19 protein-coding genes and 1 tRNA gene are annotated in these 20,166 nt (G+C 59.2%); 14 read left to right on the top strand and 6 right to left on the bottom strand.

Annotated elements, in window-relative coordinates; all coding sequences use genetic code 11:
* Window positions 1–36: 36 nt before the first annotated feature.
* Window positions 37–1,332, top strand: coding sequence for a lipoprotein-releasing ABC transporter permease subunit (locus tag ACR0AI_RS10520; protein WP_480563735.1), 1,296 nt, complete (start codon window positions 37–39; stop codon window positions 1,330–1,332).
* A complete protein-coding gene (locus ACR0AI_RS10515) occupies window positions 1,325–2,011 on the top strand; it encodes an ABC transporter ATP-binding protein (protein WP_480563737.1) in 687 nt (228 codons plus the stop codon). The genes ACR0AI_RS10520 and ACR0AI_RS10515 overlap by 8 nt, the downstream gene beginning before the upstream one ends.
* Here the strand turns inward: ACR0AI_RS10515 and ACR0AI_RS10510 are convergent.
* Entirely contained in the window at window positions 1,995–2,432 is a 438-nt protein-coding gene (locus ACR0AI_RS10510; RefSeq protein ID WP_480674194.1) for a DMT family transporter, read from the bottom strand. The two genes, ACR0AI_RS10515 and ACR0AI_RS10510, sit on opposite strands and share 17 nt — an antisense overlap.
* Before the next feature lie 98 nt (window positions 2,433–2,530).
* Here ACR0AI_RS10510 and ACR0AI_RS10505 point away from each other — a divergent pair, with 98 nt between their 5' ends.
* Window positions 2,531–2,935: a c-type cytochrome gene (locus tag ACR0AI_RS10505; protein ID WP_170461977.1), complete on the top strand. Its 405-nt coding sequence runs from the start codon at window positions 2,531–2,533 to the stop codon at window positions 2,933–2,935.
* Window positions 2,936–2,938: 3 nt separating this feature from the next.
* Here ACR0AI_RS10505 and ACR0AI_RS10500 read toward each other — a convergent pair whose 3' ends face one another.
* Entirely contained in the window at window positions 2,939–3,604 is a 666-nt protein-coding gene (locus ACR0AI_RS10500) for a hypothetical protein (protein WP_480701320.1), read from the bottom strand.
* A gap of 162 nt (window positions 3,605–3,766) precedes the next feature.
* Here ACR0AI_RS10500 and ACR0AI_RS10495 point away from each other — a divergent pair, with 162 nt between their 5' ends.
* From ACR0AI_RS10495 to ACR0AI_RS10475, 5 genes are all read left to right on the top strand, one after another.
* A complete protein-coding gene (locus ACR0AI_RS10495; RefSeq protein WP_480674197.1) occupies window positions 3,767–4,432 on the top strand; it encodes an NnrU family protein in 666 nt (221 codons plus the stop codon).
* 70 nt (window positions 4,433–4,502) lie between these two features.
* A complete protein-coding gene (locus tag ACR0AI_RS10490; protein WP_170489822.1) occupies window positions 4,503–5,024 on the top strand; it encodes a DUF2478 domain-containing protein in 522 nt (173 codons plus the stop codon).
* A gap of 88 nt (window positions 5,025–5,112) precedes the next feature.
* Window positions 5,113–6,360: a D-arabinono-1,4-lactone oxidase gene (locus tag ACR0AI_RS10485; protein ID WP_480674199.1), complete on the top strand. Its 1,248-nt coding sequence runs from the start codon at window positions 5,113–5,115 to the stop codon at window positions 6,358–6,360.
* Window positions 6,357–7,475, top strand: coding sequence for an alanine racemase (locus ACR0AI_RS10480; RefSeq protein WP_480674201.1), 1,119 nt, complete (start codon window positions 6,357–6,359; stop codon window positions 7,473–7,475). The genes ACR0AI_RS10485 and ACR0AI_RS10480 overlap by 4 nt, the downstream gene beginning before the upstream one ends.
* 120 nt (window positions 7,476–7,595) lie before the next feature.
* Window positions 7,596–7,681, top strand: a tRNA-Leu gene (locus ACR0AI_RS10475).
* An 11-nt stretch (window positions 7,682–7,692) separates the two neighbouring features.
* Here ACR0AI_RS10475 and ACR0AI_RS10470 read toward each other — a convergent pair.
* On the bottom strand, window positions 7,693–8,208 hold the full coding sequence (locus tag ACR0AI_RS10470; protein WP_480539872.1) for a hypothetical protein: 516 nt from the start codon (window positions 8,206–8,208) through the stop codon (window positions 7,693–7,695).
* A complete protein-coding gene (locus ACR0AI_RS10465) occupies window positions 8,183–8,935 on the bottom strand; it encodes a helix-turn-helix domain-containing protein (RefSeq protein WP_480674204.1) in 753 nt (250 codons plus the stop codon). The genes ACR0AI_RS10470 and ACR0AI_RS10465 overlap by 26 nt, the downstream gene beginning before the upstream one ends.
* A gap of 603 nt (window positions 8,936–9,538) precedes the next feature.
* On the opposite strand from ACR0AI_RS10465, the gene ACR0AI_RS10460 reads away from it, so the two are divergent.
* From ACR0AI_RS10460 to ACR0AI_RS10440, 5 genes are all read left to right on the top strand, one after another.
* A complete protein-coding gene (locus ACR0AI_RS10460) occupies window positions 9,539–12,181 on the top strand; it encodes a beta strand repeat-containing protein (protein ID WP_480674206.1) in 2,643 nt (880 codons plus the stop codon).
* 132 nt (window positions 12,182–12,313) lie between these two features.
* Window positions 12,314–14,245: a type I secretion protein gene (locus ACR0AI_RS10455; RefSeq protein ID WP_480674208.1), complete on the top strand. Its 1,932-nt coding sequence runs from the start codon at window positions 12,314–12,316 to the stop codon at window positions 14,243–14,245.
* Between the two features lie 38 nt (window positions 14,246–14,283).
* Window positions 14,284–16,500: a type I secretion system permease/ATPase gene (locus ACR0AI_RS10450; RefSeq protein WP_480701318.1), complete on the top strand. Its 2,217-nt coding sequence runs from the start codon at window positions 14,284–14,286 to the stop codon at window positions 16,498–16,500.
* A gap of 2 nt (window positions 16,501–16,502) precedes the next feature.
* Window positions 16,503–17,855, top strand: coding sequence for an HlyD family type I secretion periplasmic adaptor subunit (locus ACR0AI_RS10445; RefSeq protein ID WP_480674212.1), 1,353 nt, complete (start codon window positions 16,503–16,505; stop codon window positions 17,853–17,855).
* A 74-nt stretch (window positions 17,856–17,929) separates the two neighbouring features.
* Window positions 17,930–18,307: a rhodanese-like domain-containing protein gene (locus tag ACR0AI_RS10440; protein WP_480674214.1), complete on the top strand. Its 378-nt coding sequence runs from the start codon at window positions 17,930–17,932 to the stop codon at window positions 18,305–18,307.
* Between the two features lie 9 nt (window positions 18,308–18,316).
* On the opposite strand, the gene ACR0AI_RS10435 is transcribed toward ACR0AI_RS10440, so the two are convergent.
* Window positions 18,317–19,075, bottom strand: a complete 759-nt coding sequence (locus tag ACR0AI_RS10435) for an alpha/beta fold hydrolase (protein WP_480674216.1) — start codon at window positions 19,073–19,075, stop codon at window positions 18,317–18,319.
* A gap of 89 nt (window positions 19,076–19,164) precedes the next feature.
* Here ACR0AI_RS10435 and ACR0AI_RS10430 point away from each other — a divergent pair, with 89 nt between their 5' ends.
* Window positions 19,165–19,539, top strand: coding sequence for a hypothetical protein (locus ACR0AI_RS10430; RefSeq protein ID WP_480674218.1), 375 nt, complete (start codon window positions 19,165–19,167; stop codon window positions 19,537–19,539).
* A gap of 70 nt (window positions 19,540–19,609) precedes the next feature.
* On the opposite strand, the gene ACR0AI_RS10425 is transcribed toward ACR0AI_RS10430, so the two are convergent.
* On the bottom strand, window positions 19,610–20,166 hold a 557-nt coding region (locus ACR0AI_RS10425; protein WP_480674220.1), incomplete at its 5' end, for a PLP-dependent aminotransferase family protein.

Here is a 20,166-nt window from a genome sequence, read left to right as displayed (position 1 = left end):
GGGTCGCGCCAAACCAGAAAATAACCCGGAGCAGGCATGGCCAAAACACCCCCGCCTTTCGCCCCTTTTGAATGGAAGATCGCCTGGCGCTACCTACGTGCGCGTCGGGCCGAGGGCGGCGTCAGCGTGATGACCTGGATCTCGCTGATCGGGATCACGCTGGCTGTTTTTGCCCTGATTGCGACCCTAGCGGTGCGCTCGGGGTTCCGGGCTGAATTCGTTGGCACCATTCTGGGGGCTAACGCACATGTGACCGTCTATTCCTCGGGTGAGATCGACGCGCAAGGACGGGTTGACCGGACCATAGCGGATTTTGAGGATCGTACGGCGCGTCTGGCGCAGGTGCCCGGCGTTGAGAGGGTTGCGCCCTTGGTCAAAGGGCAGGTGCTGATCACCAACCGCGACCGCAGCAGTGGGGTTCAGGTCTTTGGGATGCGACCGGACGATCTGCGCGACTTGCCGGGGATTGCGGAAAGCGAAGAAACGGTTGGCGATCTGTCCCAGTTCCAGACGGGCGAAGACGTTATCGCCATCGGTTCAGGCGTGGCCCGTAGCATTGGTGCCACCGTTGGCGATACCGTCAAACTGACTTCGCCCAACGGTGTCAAAACCGCCTTTGGAACGTCGCCACGGGTGAATGCATATCGCGTTGTCTACGTGTTCTCGGCCGGGCGCTACGATATCGACCGCACGCGGGTTTACATGCCGTTCTCGCAGGCGCAGAGTTTCTTCAATCGTGAGGGCGTCGCCGACGAGATCGAGGTCATGGTCGAACGCCCCGAAGACCTCAATCCGATCCTGATCCCCATCCTTGAAGCCGCAGGCGAGCGCAGCCAGATCTGGACATGGCAGGACGCCTCGGGCGGGTTCCTGAGGGCACTGGAGGTCGAGGACAACGTGATGTTCATCATCCTGTCGATCCTTGTTTTGATTGCGGCAATGAACATCGTCTCGGGCCTTATTATGTTGGTTAAAAACAAGGGCCGGGACATCGGAATCCTGCGCACTATTGGTCTCAGCGAGGGCTCTGTCCTGCGGGTGTTTTTCATCTGCGGCGCCTTCACGGGCATCATCGGCACGGTCATGGGGGTGATCCTGGGCTGCCTCTTCGCGCTCTATATCGACCCGATCTTTTCGTTTGTAAACTTCGCCATGGGCGGTGGTGTCTGGGATCCATCCATTCGTGGAATCTACGCTTTGCCCGCCGAACTTCACCTCAGTGACGTTCTCAAGGCGATTGGCTTGTCTCTGGGCCTGTCTTTTCTTGTCACCTATTTCCCCGCCCGCCGCGCCGCGCGGCTGAACCCGGTTGAGGCGCTGCGTTATGAATGATGTGAGCTTGCGGCTGAACGGCCTGACGAAAACCTACCTGCAGGGCACTCCGGGTGAGGTGCAGGTTTTGCGCGGGATTGATCTGGAGTTGCAGGCGGGTGAGGCCGTCGCGCTTGTTGCGCCATCGGGTGCGGGCAAGTCGACCCTTTTGCATATCGCCGGGCTGCTGGACACGCCGGACAGTGGCAACGTTGAGATTGCGGGTCAGGATCTTGCAGGAAAAGGCGACCGCACACGCACGGCTGTGCGGCGTCAGGATGTCGGGTTCGTCTACCAGTTCCACCATCTGCTGCCCGAATTCACAGCGCTGGAGAACGTCACCCTGCCACAACTCGCCAACGGTGTGTCCGAGCGGGACGCGCAGGGCAGGGCGATGTCCCTGTTGGACCGCGTCGGAGTCGCCCAACGCGCCGATCACCGACCGGCGGCGCTGTCCGGGGGTGAACAGCAGAGGGTCGCGTTCTGTCGCGCTCTGGCCAACGCGCCGCGCGTTTTGCTGGCGGATGAGCCGACGGGCAACCTTGATCCGGATACGTCGGATCAGGTGTTTGAGGCCCTGATGACCTTGGTTCGCGACCAGGGCCTGTCTGCTCTGATCGCCACGCATAATCTGGACCTGGCTGCACGGATGGACCGGATCGTCAGGCTGGAAGGTGGGGTGCTCAAGCCAGTTGAGTGATCGCCACTCCGATTGCCATCACCGCAATACCTCCTGCGCGCATCAGGGTAAGTGGCGTGACCTGCGCGCCAAACAGGCCGAAATGGTCGATGGCGGCCGTGCTGATCAATTGTCCCAATAGGACAAAGAACACGGCATTGCCGACGCCGAAATGCGGCGCGACATGGGTGATCGACAGGACGTAGAAAGCGATCAGAACGCCCGCGAGCAACAGGTGTTTTGGCGCTTGCGACAATTTTGACAGCGCCTCAAAACCGGGAAAGACCACCATCACCAGTGCGGAAGACCCGAAGGCGATGGCAAACAGGATCACAGCCGCTGTGGTTGGCGAGCCAATGAGCTTGCCAAGCGCCGCGTTCAAAGCGGCTAGGATTGGGACTCCGATCCCGGCGGCCAACATGATGGCTGCGTATTGTGTCATGGCCCGAACCCTCTTTACCCGTATTCGTTGATCTGGATCATTGCGCCAAGCCGCGCAGCGGGCAACCCTGTTGACAGCAGTTGTGGTAGGAGGATGCGATGATCACAAAGCTATGTTTTGCAACGGCGTCAGCTCTGATTGCCATGTCTGTCCCCCTCTGGGCGCAGGATGCAGAGAAAGGCGCTGAGCTTTACCAGCACTATTGCGCCACCTGCCATGGGATTGATGCGACCGGCCATGGGCCGATGGCGGGTGTGCTTGTCATTCAGCCGACCAACCTGAAGACACTGGCAAATGCAGACGGTGTTTTCCCTACGGCCCGCGTGGTGGGGCGGATTGACGGGCGTGATCCGTTGGTGAGCCATGGCAGTCCGATGCCAGTTTATGGCCCGTATTTCGAAGGGCAGGACACGGCGATCAAAACGCCCGATGGGCAGCCGATCCTCACCAGCCAGCCCATCGTGGATCTGGTGGAGTATCTGAAAACCCTGCAGGACAGCTAAGCCTTAGCTGCAGATGCCTTCGATCTTTGCCTCACTCCAAGGGATTGCAATGTCCCGCTCACGGCCGGTCTGTGGCAGCGGGGACAGATCGAAGTGCTCCCCCAGCATATCGTGCAACCTTTTGGTGCGCTGCGCCTGAGGGTCCAGTGCACGACAGCAGACATATTCCTCGACAATCGCGCCCTGCTGTTCAAACCCGTAGGACAGGAAATCGGGCGAGGTTTCCAGATCGAACAGATACGGATCCTTGCGCCCGCCATGTTCTGCTGCGGCCCGCAGTGGGTGATAGCCTGTGGTCTCGCGATTCTGCCATTGCCAGATATGGGTCAGTTCGTGCGCCAGCAGCATGGCGGCGATCAGGTTCATCTCTTCGGGGTAGTCGGACATATAGTCCTCAAGATACCAATCGCGCGCGAAATAGACCTTGTTGAACAGGGCAACGGCGGCCGGTTTTCCGGTAACCACACCAGACTCGACAGGGGGCAGGATGCGCTCCCGGCAGGCCTCACGCGGGCGGGCTTCGCGGAAATAGGTGACCGGCACAACAGGGGCCCCTTTGACCAGCCGGACGCTATCCAGATCCAAGGTCGTGCCTTGCACCGCGCTTGCAAAGCCACGCTCCTGCTCGGTCAGGGGACGCCCGCAGGAAGACAGAAGTAAAAGGAGCATAAACAGAATGCGCAAGGCCATGAGGTCAACCCTAGTGCGTCACTTGCGTTGCGCAAGGCGATTTCACGTAGACGTGGCCGGGCCGCAGCCGGTACTTAATCTGGCATAAGACCAAATCGGCACGATACCGCTACACGGGTCGAAACATCTATCGGAGAGTCCATGTCCAGTTGGGTGCCATTCATAACGGCTTTGACGGCGTTTTTCCTGAGCCACGCCATTCCCGCGCGGGCACCGGTGCGGGCCAGATTGATCACAGTTCTGGGGCAAAGTGGGTATCTGCTGGCGTATTCGCTGTTGTCCCTCATTGTCCTTGCATGGCTGATCGTGGCCGCAGCGAATGCGCCCTATGTCGAGGTCATCCCCCCGTGGCCGGTGCTGCGCTGGGTGCCATTGGTCGTGATGCCGGTTGTGTGCTGGCTGGCTGTGGCCGGACTGACGATCACCAACCCGTTTTCCTTTGGTGGGCTTGGTATGGCGGCTTTTGATCCGGACCGCCCCGGTATTCTGCGCACCACCCGCCATCCGCTTCTGGCGGCGCTGATGCTGTGGGCCGGGGCGCATCTTCTGGCGAATGGCAGTTTGTCTCACGTGATCTTATTTGGCCTGTTCGCCGGTTTTGCCGCGCTGGGCATGACGCTAATCGACCGCCGGACAGCCCGGTCTTTTGGTGCGGATTGGCCGCGCCTGTCGCGCAATACCGCAAGGTTTTCACTGCGCGCGCCCTCACCTTGGCCGCCCCTTCACGTGTGGCTTGCCTCGCTTGCCGTCTTTATCGTTCTGATCGCCTTGCACGGTGCTGTGATCGGCGTCTCGCCACTTCCCTGACGCAAGGAGTGGTCGACCAGTGTGTCCCGTGCTATCTGATATGCCGAAGTCTGACTTACGAGGTCCAAAAATGCATCTGGCCTATGTTACCACCACCGATCGCGGCGCGACCGACCGCTTGTTAAGCGCCGTGGCCGCACACCTGCTGGCGCGTGGTGCCAAACTGGCGGGGGTCGTGCAGACCAATACGGAATGCACCGATAGCAGCAAATGCGATATGGATGTGCAGGTATTGCCCGATGGCGAGACCATCCGTATATCGCAATCCTTAGGCGAGCATGCGCGCGGCTGCCGTCTCGACCCTGCGGCGCTCGAGCAGGCTGTGGGACAGGTCATGGCAACGCTTGCAGATGACCCGCAGTTGATGATCATCAACAAGTTCGGCAAGCACGAGGCCGACGGGCGCGGTTTCCGCCCCGTCATCGCCGAGGCGCTGGCGCAGGACATTCCTGTTCTGCTGGGCGTGAACGGATTGAACGATGAGAAGTTTCAGGCCTTCACGGGCGGCGCGGCGGAACAGCTATCCCCGGATCTTGAGGCGATTGTCAGCTGGTTCGAAAAGGTCTCGGCCCAGCGGGCGGATGCCGCCTGAGGGCAGCCTCACGTAGCGTAATGCGCTGATATCCTGACTTGTTTGGTTGTGCCTTGGCTGCAATCCTCTCTCTGGGAGGACTATAAGCATGTGGTCAAACTGGGCCGGGAACGAAACCGCCACCGCTCCGATTGTGCGCCCTTTGGGGTTGGATCAGCTGCGGGCGACGGTTGCGGAACCTGAGAACCTGCGGGTCGTCGGGGCAGGGCACTCCTTTACCCCAATCGTAGGCGGGGCCGAGCGGATACTGGATCTGTCACAGTTGCATTTGCCTACGGTTGGACCGGTCGAAGATGGGCAGGTCTGGGTCAATGCCAATGCCCGTCTGCGTGATCTTTCGCTCGCTTTGGCCGAGCAGGGCGTGGCGTTTCGCAATTTGGGTGACATAAACACGCAGTCTCTGGCCGGGGCTGCGTCCACGGCTACTCACGGCACTGGGCGAACATTGCCTTGCATTGCGGCCGAGATTACGGATGCCAAGTTTATTGGGGCGACCGGTGATATTCTGACCACTTCGCAAATCCCACTAGACTTGGCGCAGGTGACGCTGGGCCTCTTGGGTATTCTGACCGAGGCGCGGATCAATGTCGTGCCGAAATACAATCTGCGCCGTCAAGTCACGCTGACCGATCTGCCGGATGTCTTAGCCAACATGCATCAGAACTGGACCGATAGCCGGAATTTTGAGTTCTTCTACATCCCCTTTACCGGCAAAGCGGTCGAATTGCGCCACGCCCTCACCGACGCGCCCGAAAGCAAGGCACCGCGCGATCTGGATATGCTTGCGGTCAAGGTGCTGAAGCTCGCCCGCAACGCGGGACGCTTCAGTCCCGGCCTGCGCAAGCTTTTGCTAAACCTGCTCACGCTGGCCCAGTCGGATGAAGACTACGTCGGCGAAAGCTGGCGGGTGCTGTGCAGCGATCGGCATATCCAGTTCAAGGAGATGGAGTATCATCTGCCCGCTGATGTCGCTGGTGATGTGTTGGCCGAGGTACTTCTCCGTCTGGAGCGTGATCACAAAGAAATCTATTTCCCGATCGAAGTGCGCCAGACGGCAGGTGATACAGCCTGCCTGTCGCCTTTTCAGGGCGGCCCACGGATCTCGATCGCGCTGCACACGGATGCGGGTGAAGACCACAGCCGCTATTTCAACGCGCTGGAGTCTCTGTTTCTTGAGGCCGGAGGGCGCCCGCATTGGGGCAAGATGCACAGTCTTTCATACAAAGACTTATCCGGCCTGTATTCGGATTTCGACCGGTTCTGCGCCCTGCGTGAGGAATTGGACCCACAGGGCAAATTCATGACGCCCGCCTTGGCCCGGCTATTCCGGCCATGAGCGATCCCTACCTCACCCGGTTGTCCGAGGCATTGCGCACCCACGGGGTCGACCAGCCTGTCGTCGCAATAGACCTGGATCGGGTCGAGGCAAATTGCCGGGCAGCACAGGCCGCAGCTGACCCCGGTCTGGACCGGCGCTTGGTGGCAAAATCCCTGCCTTGCCTACCGTTGCTGGATCATATCCGCGGGCTGATCCCCAGCTCAGGTCTGATGAGCTTCTCCGAACCGATGCTGTTGGCTCTTCTGCAAGCGGAACAAGAGACAGATCATCTGATCGGAAAACCGCTACCCGTAACCTCTGCCGCGCGTTTGTTGCAGTCTTGCCCGGACGCCACAGACCTAGTGCAATGGCTGATCGACACTCCCCAACGCTTGCGTGACTATCTGACCTTGGCGGAGACAAGCCAAACGGCCCTGCGTTTGTCGCTTGAGGTGGATATCGGCCTGCATCGTGGCGGGTTGAAAGTGGATCAGGTTTCCGAACTCGCACGAGCTATCTCAGCGCATCCAAACGCGCGTCTAAGCGGGCTTATGGGGTATGAGGCGCATCTGGCGAAGCTGCCTGGTCTCCTCAAGTCCCGCGCGAGCAAGTCGAGCGCTAAGGCGTTTGCTCAAGCCGTGGCTTCGCTGCCTGAAGGTGCGGACTATTGCCTGAACACTGGCGGTAGCCTTACGTTCCAGAGCTACCGCGCACCCGGGCCAGCCACCGAGGTTGCGTTTGGCTCGATCCTCGTGAAGCCATCCGATTTCGACCACGCGACCACCACTTGCTTTCAACCGGCTGCGTTTCTGGCCACCCCTGTTCTCAAGACCATGCCTTCAAACCCTTTGCCCGGATTGGAATTCCTGCCCCAGCGCAAAACCCATATCGCGATCTTCGGAGGGTATTTCCCCGGCCAACCCATTCACCCCGTCGGATTCACCTATTCCTCGGTCTTCGGGCGGTCGAGCAATCAGGAGGTTTGGACCGGCCGCGCTGGCCATGCCGTCAAACCCGGTGACATCGCGTTGATCCGTCCGAGCCAGAGCGAGGCTGTTCTGAACCTGTTCGGATCGGTTTTGGCGGTGCGCGAGGGGCAGGTGATCGCGGAGTGGCCATGCTTGCCGCATTGACTCCGATAGCACAGCGATACTTGTGCAATTTTTCAACCGTTTTTCAGTGCGAAGCGCATTGAATTCGCAAAGCTATGGGCGTAGTTCTCAACGCGTGCCGACCGCGGGTCGACACAGGTTGCCCGCGTGGTGGAATGGTAGACACAAGAGACTTAAAATCTCTGGGCCGGAAGGCCGTGCCGGTTCGAGTCCGGCCGCGGGTACCACACACAGCTCCTTAGACCGGATAGTCGAGCCTTGTAATCAGCTGCCAGATATCTCGGTTCAGGGTGGACAAATCTTCGACAACCTGTTCGATCTCGAGCAAGGCCTCACCGTCCAAAGTATCCGTGCGACCCATTTTGATGTCTGTTTTCCGGTCCGCAATGCGCATCAGAATGGTCTTAGGGTTGCCGCTTTCGGGATCAAAGGAATAGATGCAGTGATTGAACCGGTTGCGGATGCCGGACAGTTTTCCAAGCCGTTTGGTGTGCTCCAGGATCGGGTCCCGAATACCCTCGGGGCGGCCATCCATTTTCGCGAGCCGCTCAACCAGATCAATCCGGGCGCGGGTCGTGTTCAGGGTCAGAAAGATGATAACGGCAGAGTCTTTGCTGGTTCCAGCCAGACCGGCAATCAGGTGGATCAACAGGCTTTCGGTGTTGGTCCACATATAGTTTAACCGCCCCACCAACAGGATAAGCCGGTCAAACCGTTCTTCCACGAGATCAGCCAACACGGGGGCTTTGCGCATCAAACGGCGCAACCTCGAAATAGAAATGAGCAGCCGCAGTGCGGTTGCTGACCCCGATCTTGCCGACCACGTTATGCATATGCAACTTGACGGTATGTTCCGTGATCCCCAACCCGGCGGCGATGACTTTGTTGCTCTGCCCTTGAGACACCAACCTGAGGACCTCCTTTTCCCGTTTTGTCAGCCTGTCGAAGAGTTCAACCTGCTGTGAGTCGGCGGGCTTGGGCGTTACAGATGATGCTGGGGCCTTGCAGGGGTTCGCTTGGGGGCCAGCGACACAATCCGCGAGGAAGCTGGGCAGGTGCAGCTGCTCATGCATAAGCAGCCTCAGGATCGACCGCCACACATCAGGGGCGACGTTCATAGGCAGAAAGCCGATCTCGCCGTACCGACTGCGATCCCAGCGTTCAAACAGATGCCGGGCTGCAGCGTCCTTGCGGTAGGAAAACGCGAGGCAGCCAAACGGAACCTGTGCCGCGTATTTACTCGGCCGTTCCAGCAGATCCTCTAGCATGACCTGATCTACGACCAGAACGCGGCTGGCCTTTGCTTTGGCCGAGGTCAAGTCGTCCAGTGAATCGAAACGCGAGGCGCGAACATCAAATTCGTTCTGGACGCTTCTCAGGGTTTGATTGGAGAGAAAAAGCTCTCGGCCAATGAAGTGAATGGAAAGGTCTTCGGTCTTGGTGTTTTGGTAGGCGTATTCACGTTTAGACGGGTCAATCATTACTGTCCCCCCCCACTTATAAAAACCAAACTGCTTTTTCGCAGTTTTACACAAGAAATTCAGGTAATTCGTAAGTCAAAATAGTCTATCAAATACAAGCTAATTGTAGACGAAATATGGGGTTTCAGCAACCTGAGATTGGAAGCTGGCAATAGGTCGTAGAACCATTGATTAGGGTTGTGTTCCGGCCATTTCGGGTAAGTAGAGGGAATTCAACGGCTTCTTTCGTATAGGCCCAATCGGTAGGGTTTTAGGTCCGCTTTTCGGCGAAAATTCTTAACGAGCTGGCAATATTCCCGGATTTCAACAGACTAGCCGTTCTAGAGCTTTTCGACAGCTTGGCAGCTTTGTCAAAGGCTGCGACGCTTCCTCTACTTCAGATTGCGAAGGTTTTTCCTTTAACGCCCGCTTTTCGCGCATTTTCGCGAATCTCTTTTCAGCGGGGACGTCGGCTTAGCCGGGAAAGGAGGTGCAAAGAGCTCGGAACCAGTAGACCGCAGGGATATGCGCTTAGGCATACCGTGCGGATTTTTGTTTCAACCGCACAGGTAACCACCTTTGAGATGAATGGTGGTCAGGTGCGCCAATAGAGTGGAAATCAATATGTCTGACCGTAGAATTCTATCCCCAGTCACAACCGTCGAAGAAATTGATGTCGAAGACATGGACCCGGTCGTTGATGAACCGGTTGTTGAAGATCCCGAAATGGAGATGGCTGCAAACGCCCAACAGCAGCAACAGCAACAACAGCAGTCCGTTGACAACACTACCGGCGGTGACGACACCAACACCAATGGTGGCAACGACAGCAACACCAATGGCGGCAATGACAGCAACACCAATGGTGGCAATGACAGCAACACCAATGGTGGCAATGACAGCAATACCGTTCGCGACAATGGCAACAGCACCAATGACAATGTGAACCGGGTCGATATCGACTTTGGTGAAGGTGAGTGGATTCCGCGCGACGATGACAAGGTCGATGTGGACATTGCCGATGATGCCTCGACCGGCGACGTGATCACGGCCGGAGACGACGTAAACTATGATCCGGGCGACGATCTGAACCTGGACTTCTCGTTGAACGGCGAAGGCAACGACATGGCGTCGTTCAACAACCAGTATGCCAGCCTGACGGACAATGACACGCTGAACGGAGCGACAGTGTCCAACACCGGCACTTTCGAACAGAACGGCCATGCGACCGGAGGTAACGCAACTGCGGAAGAGGGCATTGATTCCTCGTCTGATGGTGGAGCGTCCGGTAGCGGCGGCACCAGCCATGGCGGCGAAGCCTGGGGTGACACCTATGGCAGCACTTCGATGGCCCTTGGTGGCCACTCTGGAGATGCCAACGGCGCGGCAACTGGTGGTGCAGGCGCAAGCTCGGGCGAGGCGCACAACGGCAGCATCGGTCTGGGTCTTTCCGGCGCGCACGCAGATGGCACTGGTACTGGCGCGGCAGGCGGCAATGCCAACAGCAACTCGACCGCGAACAATACCGGGTCGTCCAGTGCAAGTGGCTCCGGCAATGGCGGAGAAGGTGGCGCGGCCGGATCTCTTGGTCTTGGCTTGGGTCTTGGCCTGTCTGGTTCGAACGCTGACGGCAACGCCAACGGCGGCGACAATACGTCTGGCTCGCTAGGAACCGGCTTGGGTCTCGCAGGAACAGATGCATCCGCACAAGGCTCGAATGCCGGCAGCGGCAATGCGCAATCCAGCGGTAGTGCCGATAACACAAGCTCCGGCAGCAATCAGGCCAACGGCGCGTCCGCAGGTAGCAACAATGCTGCGGGTATCGCGGGTTCTGGCGCTCTGGGTGCCAATGACGCAGATGGTGGCAATGGTCCCGGCGGCAGCGGCACTGGCGGTGCAGGAACCGGCGGCAATGGTCCGGGTGGTTCAGGCACAGGTGGTAATGGCCCAGGCGGAACCGGCACAGGTGGCAACGGTCCGGGTGGAACCGGCTCAGGTGGCAACGGACCGGGCGGAACTGGCACGGGTGGCAACGGACCGGGTGGTTCGGGCTCCGGTGGCAATGGTCCGGGCGGTGCAGGCCCAGGCGGCGCAGGTCCTGGTGGTACATCAGGTACAGCCGAAGGTGCCCTGTCTGCGCTGAACCAGCAGAACCTTGGTCTTGGCCTGAATCTGGCCGATCCTGATCCGACAACTGGCGGTGGCGGCACAGCCGGAGATGCAACCGGAACCGGTGGCGCCGGATCTGGCGGAGCAGGCTCGGGCGGCAACGGCCCCGGTGGTACCGGAGCGGGCGGCAACGGACCTGGCGGAGCTGGTTCTGGCGGCAATGGCCCTGGTGGCGCGGGTGCTGGCGGGAATGGTCCCGGTGGTGCAGGTGCTGGCGGTAACGGTCCTGGCGGTGCAGGCACTGGCGGCATGGGCATGGGCGGCAATGGCCCAGGCGGTGCAGGTGCCGGTGGCGCAGGCGGAGGCCGCGTTGACACAAGTTCGGACGCGCAAGGCGTTGGCGACCAGTCTGCGACAGGTCCTGACATCTCGCAAAGCCCGGGCGACGTGACAGGTGCGACCAACAACCTGCAAACCCCCGATGGTTCGGGCGGAGCCGGTGGCAGCAATGCGACTGATGGCACGGCCGAAGCAACCGGAACCGGTGAATCGACTGCCGAAGGTACTGGTGGCGCAGGTGGTATGACCTCGCCGACGTCGACATCGACCGGTAGTGGTGCTGGATCCGCGGATGCGACCAACACTGCTGGCGATGGTGGTGATAACGAGGTGTTTGCAGAAGCTGACACCGATGGAACCGCTGACAGTCTGGCCGAAGCGATTGCCGGATATGGCGGCGCAGGGTCGGCTGACAATGATGCGACCTCGACCGGTACCGGCAGCGCGACAGGTTCGGCCATGTCCGGTGACGGCGGCTATGGTGGAGCGGCCACAGCGGCTGGCGGCACCAGCGGCGCGGTCATGGGAAGCTCGACCGGCGGCATGACAAATGGTGCAACCAATAGCGGTGGCGAAGCCTCGGGCGCCAATTCTGGCGCAGGTGGTGCAGGCGGAAACGCCGGTACCTGGGGCTCCGACAACGGTGGCGATGGCATCGTGAACGGCGAATCCTATGCCTCGGCTGCGGCTGTTGTCGATACGGCGGCGTTCAACCAGTCGATCGTCATGGGCGCAAACGTCCTTGGTAACTCGGTCGATACGACCATGGTGGGCGGCTCGATGACGTCGTCCTACGCCAGCGACGATACCGAGGTCTAAGACCCGTTTCGGGCTCTGCCATTTTCAGAGCCCGAGCTTTTTTCAAAACCGCCGGGGGCGCGCCACGTGGCCCCGGCTAAGCAAACCCAAAGCGGAAATTTTCGGCCGTCGCGGGTGACAAGGAACCTTAATATGTCCCTCGACAGTATTACTGAAACGATTGCACATTTTGTTGGAACTTTTGAGCTGACAATCGAACAAGGACGATTGAGAGACCAGTATGAAGAGTTCACCGCGCTAAGGCGGAAAGTCGAACTTGAAGATCTGTCAGACCCCACGAGAATTGAGGTCAAGGCCACGTTGAAGGCCGATCCGGGCAACTATGCCCCGATCCCTTTCAAATTCAACACACCTCCGGCCGAGCTGCCGCCACCACCCCCGGCAAACGGCCCGAACTATGAGACAAACATTTTCCTCGACCCACCGGAGGGTCCTTCTGAGGCGGTACGCGAGGCGGCATTGGGTCCGTCGGAAGCACCGCCTTTGATGCTGTTCCAGTTTCAGAACGAACTGATTGGATCAGCAGTCACCTACACCTTCCAGACACTGTTCCTGCGCGACAATGATGTCGTCGGAGAAGGGGAGTTCCGCGATGTCGACGCCCTAATCAGTGCAGGGCAGGACATGCTTGAGGCCGCGCTGACTTTCCATGCGGTGGCGGCGCCGTCCTTTGCGTTGGCCGATTATGCTTCGCTTGAACTGCTCTCTGAGATTGCCGAGCAGATTGTGAACCCGATGAACTCTGATATCGATGGTGTCACGGTTCACCAGTTCCAGGGCGAAGACGCCGTTGGTGTGATCATAAACGGCGGAAAGGTTGAAGAGGCCCTGGAATGGGACGACCTGCTTCCGGCCTATCACCAACCAGATGAGGAAACCGAAACGCCGGATATGCTGCCCGTAGAATGGGACCGCTCGGATGACGAAGACTTTGCCGACGGCCATATGGTCATCGCGGGCGGCAACCTTGCGGTCAACGAAGTGGCGGCAACGATTGCCTGGATTGATGCGCCCTATATAGCCGTGGGCGGAAAGGCGATGGATCTGACTGTGATCAGCCAGGTCGCCGTAGTTTCCGACTGGGACCAGATCGAACAAGGCGGGAGCAGCGGAACCAAGGTGGTGCAGTCAGCCTCGGTCGGCGTTGAGGCGAAAGCCGCCTATTGGCTGAAACAGGCTGAGGGAGCCGAAGAGCAACCTGCGTTTGCCTCGGTCGATTGGATCAGTGGCGATCTGGTCGTTGCGAATTTCATCAAACAAGAGATCGACGCCACGGATATCGACCACATCCAGGCCGACATTTCGGCCAGCACGACGCTTTATGCAATGGGCGACAACCAGATGGTCAACGTTACCGAGATTGTCCAGCTGGGCAGCTACTATGATGTGATCATGATCAACGGCAATATGATCTCAGTCGATATGCTGTTCCAGACCAACGTGTTGATGGATGACGATATCGTATCGGGCGGCTCGATCTCGCCGCAGGGTGATGAAAACCTTGTCATGAACGAAGCCTCCGTGTCGAAAACGGGCGAGGACAGCCACAAGGTGCTGCATCAGGATATGGCCAATGCCATGGCGCTGGGTGAAGCGGATATGGACGCGCTTGAGGACGCATTGCTTAACGATCCCATGTTTGCTGGGATGGAGCAGATCCGTGCCCTGAAAATTGAGGGCGATCTGATGCAGGTCAACATCATGGAACAGGTCACCATGCTGCTGGATCAGGACGATGTACACGTGTCTGGGCCCAAGGCTGCCGAGACGGAAATCATCGCGGGCAGCAATGCCCTGCTGAATGCGGCAAATGTTGCCAAGGCCGGGATCGACTCGGTCGTGATGGCGGCTGAGGAGACCTATTCAGATCTGCTCCTGCATCAGGCCAGCCTGTATGATGTACCTGATCAGGATGACATCTCTGAGCTGACAAATGACGCCATCGCCGTGTTGATGGAAGAGGCCAATAGCGAGCTGGCTAAGATCCACGAAACCGTCGCCAAACAAACAGCCCCGACCGAGATGGCGGGCGCTGACGACGGCCTGCAGACCATGCTGGCCTGATTTCCTGTAATTATAGCGAGTGACCGGAAGGTTTGTTTATGTCGATTGTGTTTTCGTCACGCCGCACCATCTGTTCCAGCCCATTAGATCGAAATGGCGGCGTTGCCGTGTCCGAGGTGCCACGCACTGAAAAGGGATCGAATACGAAGCCAAGATCCAAAAATTCAGCCCTGCTTCTGCTGCATGACGCGCTGCGTGTCGATACGGCCGATGCCTTGAAACACAAGGAGAAAATGGCAGCAGAAACCTGCATTGAAGACTCAAAGAACACTCACCGCGCCGATGCTCCCCTTCGGCGCGAACAGCCGTACCCTTCGCAAGATACGAACTTGGAAGGTGGCGGCGCTGGGGTGGCCGAAGCCGAGGCCTCTGATCCTGTTGACACCAACATACCCAAAGCGCGCAAGACCCCCTCTGCGCGCACAGATGGTGGGGATCGCATAGGCACTACGATTGAGGCCAAGGCAAACGAGCCGTTGCCGCCGACCAAATCCGGCGGTGGTGACGGCAATGGGCCACCCCACACCTTTCACAAGCGAACCCCGCCCGAGGATTTCCGGCGCACGTTGCGGGTCTCGATGCGCGCGATCTACCGCAATCTGGTGTTCGTTCTGGTGCTGACCTGCGCCACCAATATTCTGATCCTCGCCATTCCGATCTACCTGTTTCAGATTAGCGACCGGGTCCTGACCAGTCGGTCCCTGGATACGCTGATCATGCTGACCACGATCGTTGCTGGCGCGGTGATTTTTCAAGCGGCCTTAGATGCGGTCCGTCGGTTCATGCTGATGCGCACGGCGGTCGAAGTGGCCGCGCGGCTGGGCGCTCCGGTGCTGAGCGCTGCGGCCCATGCTTCATTGCATGGCAATGGTCGCGAGTATCAGACCCTTGGGGATCTGCAGCAGGTGCGCGGGTTTTTGGTCTCGGGCACGTTGATCTCGTTTCTGGATGTGCCCTTTGCACCGCTTTTCATCCTGATGATCTTCTTGGTGCATCCGCAACTGGGCATGATCGTTGTCGTAACGGCCCTGCTTTTGATGACGATTGCCCTGATCAACCAGAAAACGACCGCGAAACCGTTTGCCGAGGCGAACAAAGCCCAGTCCATGGCGAACCAGCATCTGGATTCGATGTCGCGCAACAGTCAGATCATCAACGCGCTGGCGATGATCCCCGAGGCCGTTCGGATCTGGGGCCGCGACACCGCGCAATCGTTGACTTGGCAAGTGCGTGCGCAGGATCGCAATGTGATCTTTGCTGCTATATCGCGGGCCGTGCGTCTGCTGACCCAGATCGCGATCCTTGGGTGGGGGGCATTTCTGGCCCTGCAAGGTGAGATCACCGGAGGCATGGTCATTGCAGCCTCGATTATCGCCGGGCGTGCATTTGCACCGATTGAAGGCTCGATTGAGGGGTGGAACGGCTTCCTTCTGACCCGCGGGGCTTACGGGCGGATCAACGCACTGCTGTCTAACTCGGCGCTTCAGTTCGAAAAGCTGCGTCTGCCGCGTCCCGAAGGGCGGCTGGATGTTGAACGCCTTCTCTATGTGCCGGGCGGGACCAAACGCGTCGTGCTGAACGGGATCACCTTCGCGCTCAATCCCGGTGAGACGCTGGCGATCATCGGTAATTCCGGCGCGGGCAAGACGACGCTGGGCAAGACGCTTGTGGGTTCGATCCTGCCGACCTCGGGCAGTGTGCGGCTGGATCTGATGGACATCCGCAACTGGGACCCGCGCCAGTTTGGTGAAAGCATCGGCTACCTGCCGCAGGACGTGCAGCTGTTCCCCGGTACCATCAAGGACAATATCGGTCGGATGCGAGAGGACGCGACCGACGAACAAATCCACGACGCTGCCGTTCTGGCCGATGTCCACAACATGATCGCAACCCTGCCGCAAGGATATGAAACCGTGGTCGCCGCTGACGGATCGCCCCTGTCGGGCGGGCAGAAACAGCGCATTGCTCTGGCGCGCGCCTTCTTTGGCAATCCGCGTCTGGTGGTGTTGGATGAGCCGAACTCGAACCTCGATGTAGCGGGGGATCAGGCGCTGGCGCGGGCGATAGCTCAGGCCAAGGACAGCAAGATCACAGTCGTTGTGATTACGCAAAAGCCAACGCTTCTGAACGTGGTGGACAAGATCATGCTGCTGACCGACGGGCGCGTCGCCTTGTTCGGCCAGCGTGAACAGGTGCTGCAGCAACTGAATGCGCCACGAAAACAACCCGGCATTGAAGGCCAACAGGGGGGCTGATCATGAACGATATCGTACCCGTCAACACGTCTCCGTCCGAGCCGACCGTCTGGTATTCCGAAGTGCCGCGCTCAATCAACCGCCTGATCGTGGTGGGGTTCGTGATGCTGGTCGTGTGTTTCGGCGGCTTCGGCGTCTGGGCCTTCAGCGCGCCGTTGGCAGCGGCCGTTATCGCGCAGGGCAGCTTTGTTGCCACGGGCCGCAACAAGATCGTTCAGCACCTTGAAGGTGGGATTATCGAGGACATAAAAGTCTCGGAAGGTGAGGCCGTGCAGGCCGGTCAGGTACTGATGACTCTGGACCAGACCTCGGCTGAGGCCAATGAGAGAGAGCTGTTCATTCGCAAGATCCGCCTGCAAGCCATGACCGAGCGGTTGCTGGCGGAATATGGCGAGCGCGAAAAGCTCAACTTCTCCCCCGACCTCATCGAGGCATCAAATGATGTTGAGGTGATGACGATCCTAGATGGCCAACGGCTCAGCTTTGATGTCTCGCGCAAAACGCTGCTGAACGATGTCGCGCTTCTGGCGCGCAACATGGAGGCCTTAAGGATCCGCGCCAGCGGGTTTGAGGCTCAGTTGAAGAGCATGCTGAGACGCTCGGAGATCTTGCAAGAAGAGTTCGAGACAAAGGAAGCCTTGTTCGAAAAAGGATTGGTGCGCAAAGGCGATCTCAACACGATCCGCCGCGTTCAGGCCGAGGCCGATGGCCAGCAGGCGCGCCTGCAGGCCGAAGCTGCCGAGATCAACCAGATGCTGTTGAAATACGAAGAGCAGATCTCCCGCACCCGTTCAGCCTATCGCGAGGCCGCGCTGGATGAGTTGGGTGTGATCGAAGCCGACCTTGAAAGTGTGCGTGAGAAATCCCGACAGGCCCGTAGCGTTCTGGCCCGCGCGGTCGTGCGCGCGCCCGTCACCGGGACCGTTGTGCGCCTGCACTACCACACACCCGGCGGCGTGATCGAAACCGGCGAGCCTATCGCCGAAATCCTGCCTGCAGACGCCCCTCTGATTATCGAGGCTCAGATTCCTCGCACCGAGATTGACAGCGTCGTCACCGGCCAGGACGCGACGGTGCGCCTAATCGCGCTCAATCAGCGCACAACCCCAGTTTTGAGCGGTCAGGTCTTCTATGTCTCAGCCGACGCGCTGGTCGAGGATTCCCAAGGCGTCCCGCAAGAGGTCTATCTGGCGCGAATCTCCCTGACGCCCGAAGAGCTGAAGCGCGTCAGGGGGTTCGTGCCCACTCCGGGCATGCCGGCCGAAATCATGATCCAGACCGAAGAACGCACTTTTGCCGCCTATATCGCCAAGCCTGTTTCAGACAGCATGTCTCGGGCGTTTCGCGAGCAATAGAGTGATTTGGCTACACCAACCCGTCGTCGCATGCTAATCCTCGCATGTGTAGGCAAATAAGGGGGGCGGTGCAAATGCCACTAACAGTCAAGGACATGATGGAGGCGGCCAATGCGGTGGTCGCGCGCATCGAAGTGGATCAAGCCAAGGCGCTGATCGAGGGCGGAGCGCTTCTGCTGGATGTCCGCGACGTGGTCGAGCTTCAGCAATCAGGTCGTGCAACCGGCGCGCATCATATCCCGCGCGGCATGCTTGAGTTCCGTGCCGATGACACGCTGAAATCCCATGACTCCGAGCTACGCAAAGATCGGGCCGTTATCCTCTATTGCGCCGCCGGTGGGCGTGCGGCGCTTGCAGGCAAGCTCCTCAAGGATATGGGCTATGACGAGGTCTACAACCTTGGCGGCCTTGCGGATTGGGTCAATGGCGGCGGCGAGACTGTGCCCGCCTAAAGGCGCAGGTTATGCGTTCAGGAAAGCCCTGACGGCGGCCTCAAATTCTCGGGGTTTTTCGGCATGCAGCCAATGCCCGGCCCCGGGGATTTTGGCAAAACGCGCGGCGGGAAACAGGGCTTTGATCTTGTCGCGGTGTTCGGGCAGAACATAGTCGGAATTGGCCCCGGCCAGAAACAGCGCCGGGCCATCCCAATGTCCGTCTACTTCGGGGAACCCCATTATCTTGGGCATCTCGGATGCCAGAGCATCAAGGTTCAGAAGCCAGCGTTTCCCCTCGATATCCAACGATTGGGTAAAGAAGCTCTGCAAAGCCGGGTCAACCCCTTGCTCTGCCAGCTGTTCTGCCGCGTCGGACCGGCGCGAGACCCGCGAGAAATCGACCGCGCGCATCGCCTCGATGAACTGGATCTGGCTATGGCTGTAGGTCACCGGCGCAATATCGGCGACCACCAGTTTGCGGACCAGATCCCCACGCTGCAAAGCCAGCATCATGGCCGCCTTGCCCCCCATCGAATGCCCCACGACATCGGCTGATCCGCCAAGGCTCTCGATCACTTCCGCCAGATCGGACGCCAGATCAGGATAGTCGTGCTCATCGCTCCACAGGCTCTGCGAGTGGTTGCGCATGTCGACAGCAATCACCTGCCGCTCGTCGGAAAGACGCCGCGCGATGACGCCCCAGTTGCGGGCCGAGCCATAAAGCCCGTGCGCAATCAACAGGGGAGGGGTGTCCTTCGGGTCGCCATGGATGATCGTGTTCAGCATAGTCTTGTGATACGCGCGACTGCACCGAACAACCAGCCCCATTGTCGCCCCAGTGCAGGGCGGTTAAGTTGTCCCGTCAGGAGGCGCAGATGACGCAGGAAACAGATATCCAGACCCAGATCGCGCAGACCATTCAGTTGCTGCGCAAGAAACTGGGGGTCAAGGACAAGACGCTGATCGCCTCGGTGCGCCGCGCCAAGCGACGTTTGCCGCGCAATGTTTACAAGCAGGCCATGGTGTTGGCGCAAGCCGAACCGATGGCAGAACATCCGAAACTGCGTCTGGTTCTGGACGGGCCGAAGCTTGAGAAAGCCTCGGATGAGGTGCAGAGCCATCTGAATGCCATCAATCTGGCGGACCGTCGATTGGGTTGGTTTCTGAGCTTTCTTGGCTCAGTCGCGTTGGGCCTGATCGCTTTGGCAGCATTGGCGATGATTGTGTTGCGCTGGCGCGGGTACATCTGACCAAAACGTTATTGCAACGAAAAACGGCGCCATTTCTGGCGCCGTTTTCATTTTCGGTTTCCAGTAAGAATTACAGGTTCGGATAGATAGCGAAGCGAGCGCAGAGGTCGGCGACTTCGGCTTTGACCTTGGCCTCGACTTCGGCATTGCCGTCTTCGCCATTGGCGGCCAGACCGTCGACCACTTCGATGATCCAGTCCGCGATCTGGCGGAACTCAACCTCGCCGAAGCCGCGTGTTGTGCCGGCGGGCGAGCCCAGACGGATGCCCGAGGTGACGGTCGGCTTCTCAGGGTCAAACGGCACGCCGTTCTTGTTGCAGGTGATATGCGCGCGGCCCAAAGCTTTCTCGGTCGCGTTGCCCTTCACGCCTTTGGGACGCAGGTCGACCAGCACAACATGGGTGTCGGTGCCGTGGGTCACCGTGTCCAGACCGCCCTTGATCAGCTGATCCGACAGCGCCTGCGCGTTGGTGATCACCTGCTGGATATAGGTCTTGAATTCGGGGCGCAGAGCCTCGCCGAAGGCAACCGCCTTACCTGCGATGACATGCATCAGCGGGCCACCCTGAATGCCGGGGAAGATCGCCGAATTCACTTTCTTAGCGATATCTTCATCATTGGTCAGGA

The organism is Ruegeria sp. BG3 (assembly GCF_056538485.1).
The sequence above is the reverse complement of the archived record's forward strand: the minus strand, read 5'-3'. Positions and strand labels throughout refer to the sequence as shown.

Bases quoted from the DNA above. Each gene is read 5' to 3' on its own strand.
- ACR0AI_RS10445 (WP_480674212.1), top strand. From the start codon at position 16,503: ATGAACGATATCGTACCCGTCAACACGTCTCCGTCCGAGCCGACCGTC.
- ACR0AI_RS10510 (WP_480674194.1), bottom strand. From the start codon at position 2,432: ATGACACAATACGCAGCCATCATGTTGGCCGCCGGGATCGGAGTCCCA.
- ACR0AI_RS10505 (WP_170461977.1), top strand. From the start codon at position 2,531: ATGATCACAAAGCTATGTTTTGCAACGGCGTCAGCTCTGATTGCCATG.
- ACR0AI_RS10430 (WP_480674218.1), top strand. From the start codon at position 19,165: ATGACGCAGGAAACAGATATCCAGACCCAGATCGCGCAGACCATTCAG.
- ACR0AI_RS10495 (WP_480674197.1), top strand. From the start codon at position 3,767: ATGTCCAGTTGGGTGCCATTCATAACGGCTTTGACGGCGTTTTTCCTG.
- ACR0AI_RS10455 (WP_480674208.1), top strand. From the start codon at position 12,314: ATGTCCCTCGACAGTATTACTGAAACGATTGCACATTTTGTTGGAACT.
- ACR0AI_RS10465 (WP_480674204.1), bottom strand. From the start codon at position 8,935: ATGATTGACCCGTCTAAACGTGAATACGCCTACCAAAACACCAAGACC.
- ACR0AI_RS10490 (WP_170489822.1), top strand. From the start codon at position 4,503: ATGCATCTGGCCTATGTTACCACCACCGATCGCGGCGCGACCGACCGC.
- ACR0AI_RS10440 (WP_480674214.1), top strand. From the start codon at position 17,930: ATGCCACTAACAGTCAAGGACATGATGGAGGCGGCCAATGCGGTGGTC.
- ACR0AI_RS10515 (WP_480563737.1), top strand. From the start codon at position 1,325: ATGAATGATGTGAGCTTGCGGCTGAACGGCCTGACGAAAACCTACCTG.
- ACR0AI_RS10470 (WP_480539872.1), bottom strand. From the start codon at position 8,208: ATGCGCAAAGCCCCCGTGTTGGCTGATCTCGTGGAAGAACGGTTTGAC.
- ACR0AI_RS10480 (WP_480674201.1), top strand. From the start codon at position 6,357: ATGAGCGATCCCTACCTCACCCGGTTGTCCGAGGCATTGCGCACCCAC.
- ACR0AI_RS10500 (WP_480701320.1), bottom strand. From the start codon at position 3,604: ATGCTCCTTTTACTTCTGTCTTCCTGCGGGCGTCCCCTGACCGAGCAG.
- ACR0AI_RS10520 (WP_480563735.1), top strand. From the start codon at position 37: ATGGCCAAAACACCCCCGCCTTTCGCCCCTTTTGAATGGAAGATCGCC.
- ACR0AI_RS10485 (WP_480674199.1), top strand. From the start codon at position 5,113: ATGTGGTCAAACTGGGCCGGGAACGAAACCGCCACCGCTCCGATTGTG.
- ACR0AI_RS10435 (WP_480674216.1), bottom strand. From the start codon at position 19,075: ATGCTGAACACGATCATCCATGGCGACCCGAAGGACACCCCTCCCCTG.
- ACR0AI_RS10450 (WP_480701318.1), top strand. From the start codon at position 14,284: ATGTCGATTGTGTTTTCGTCACGCCGCACCATCTGTTCCAGCCCATTA.
- ACR0AI_RS10460 (WP_480674206.1), top strand. From the start codon at position 9,539: ATGTCTGACCGTAGAATTCTATCCCCAGTCACAACCGTCGAAGAAATT.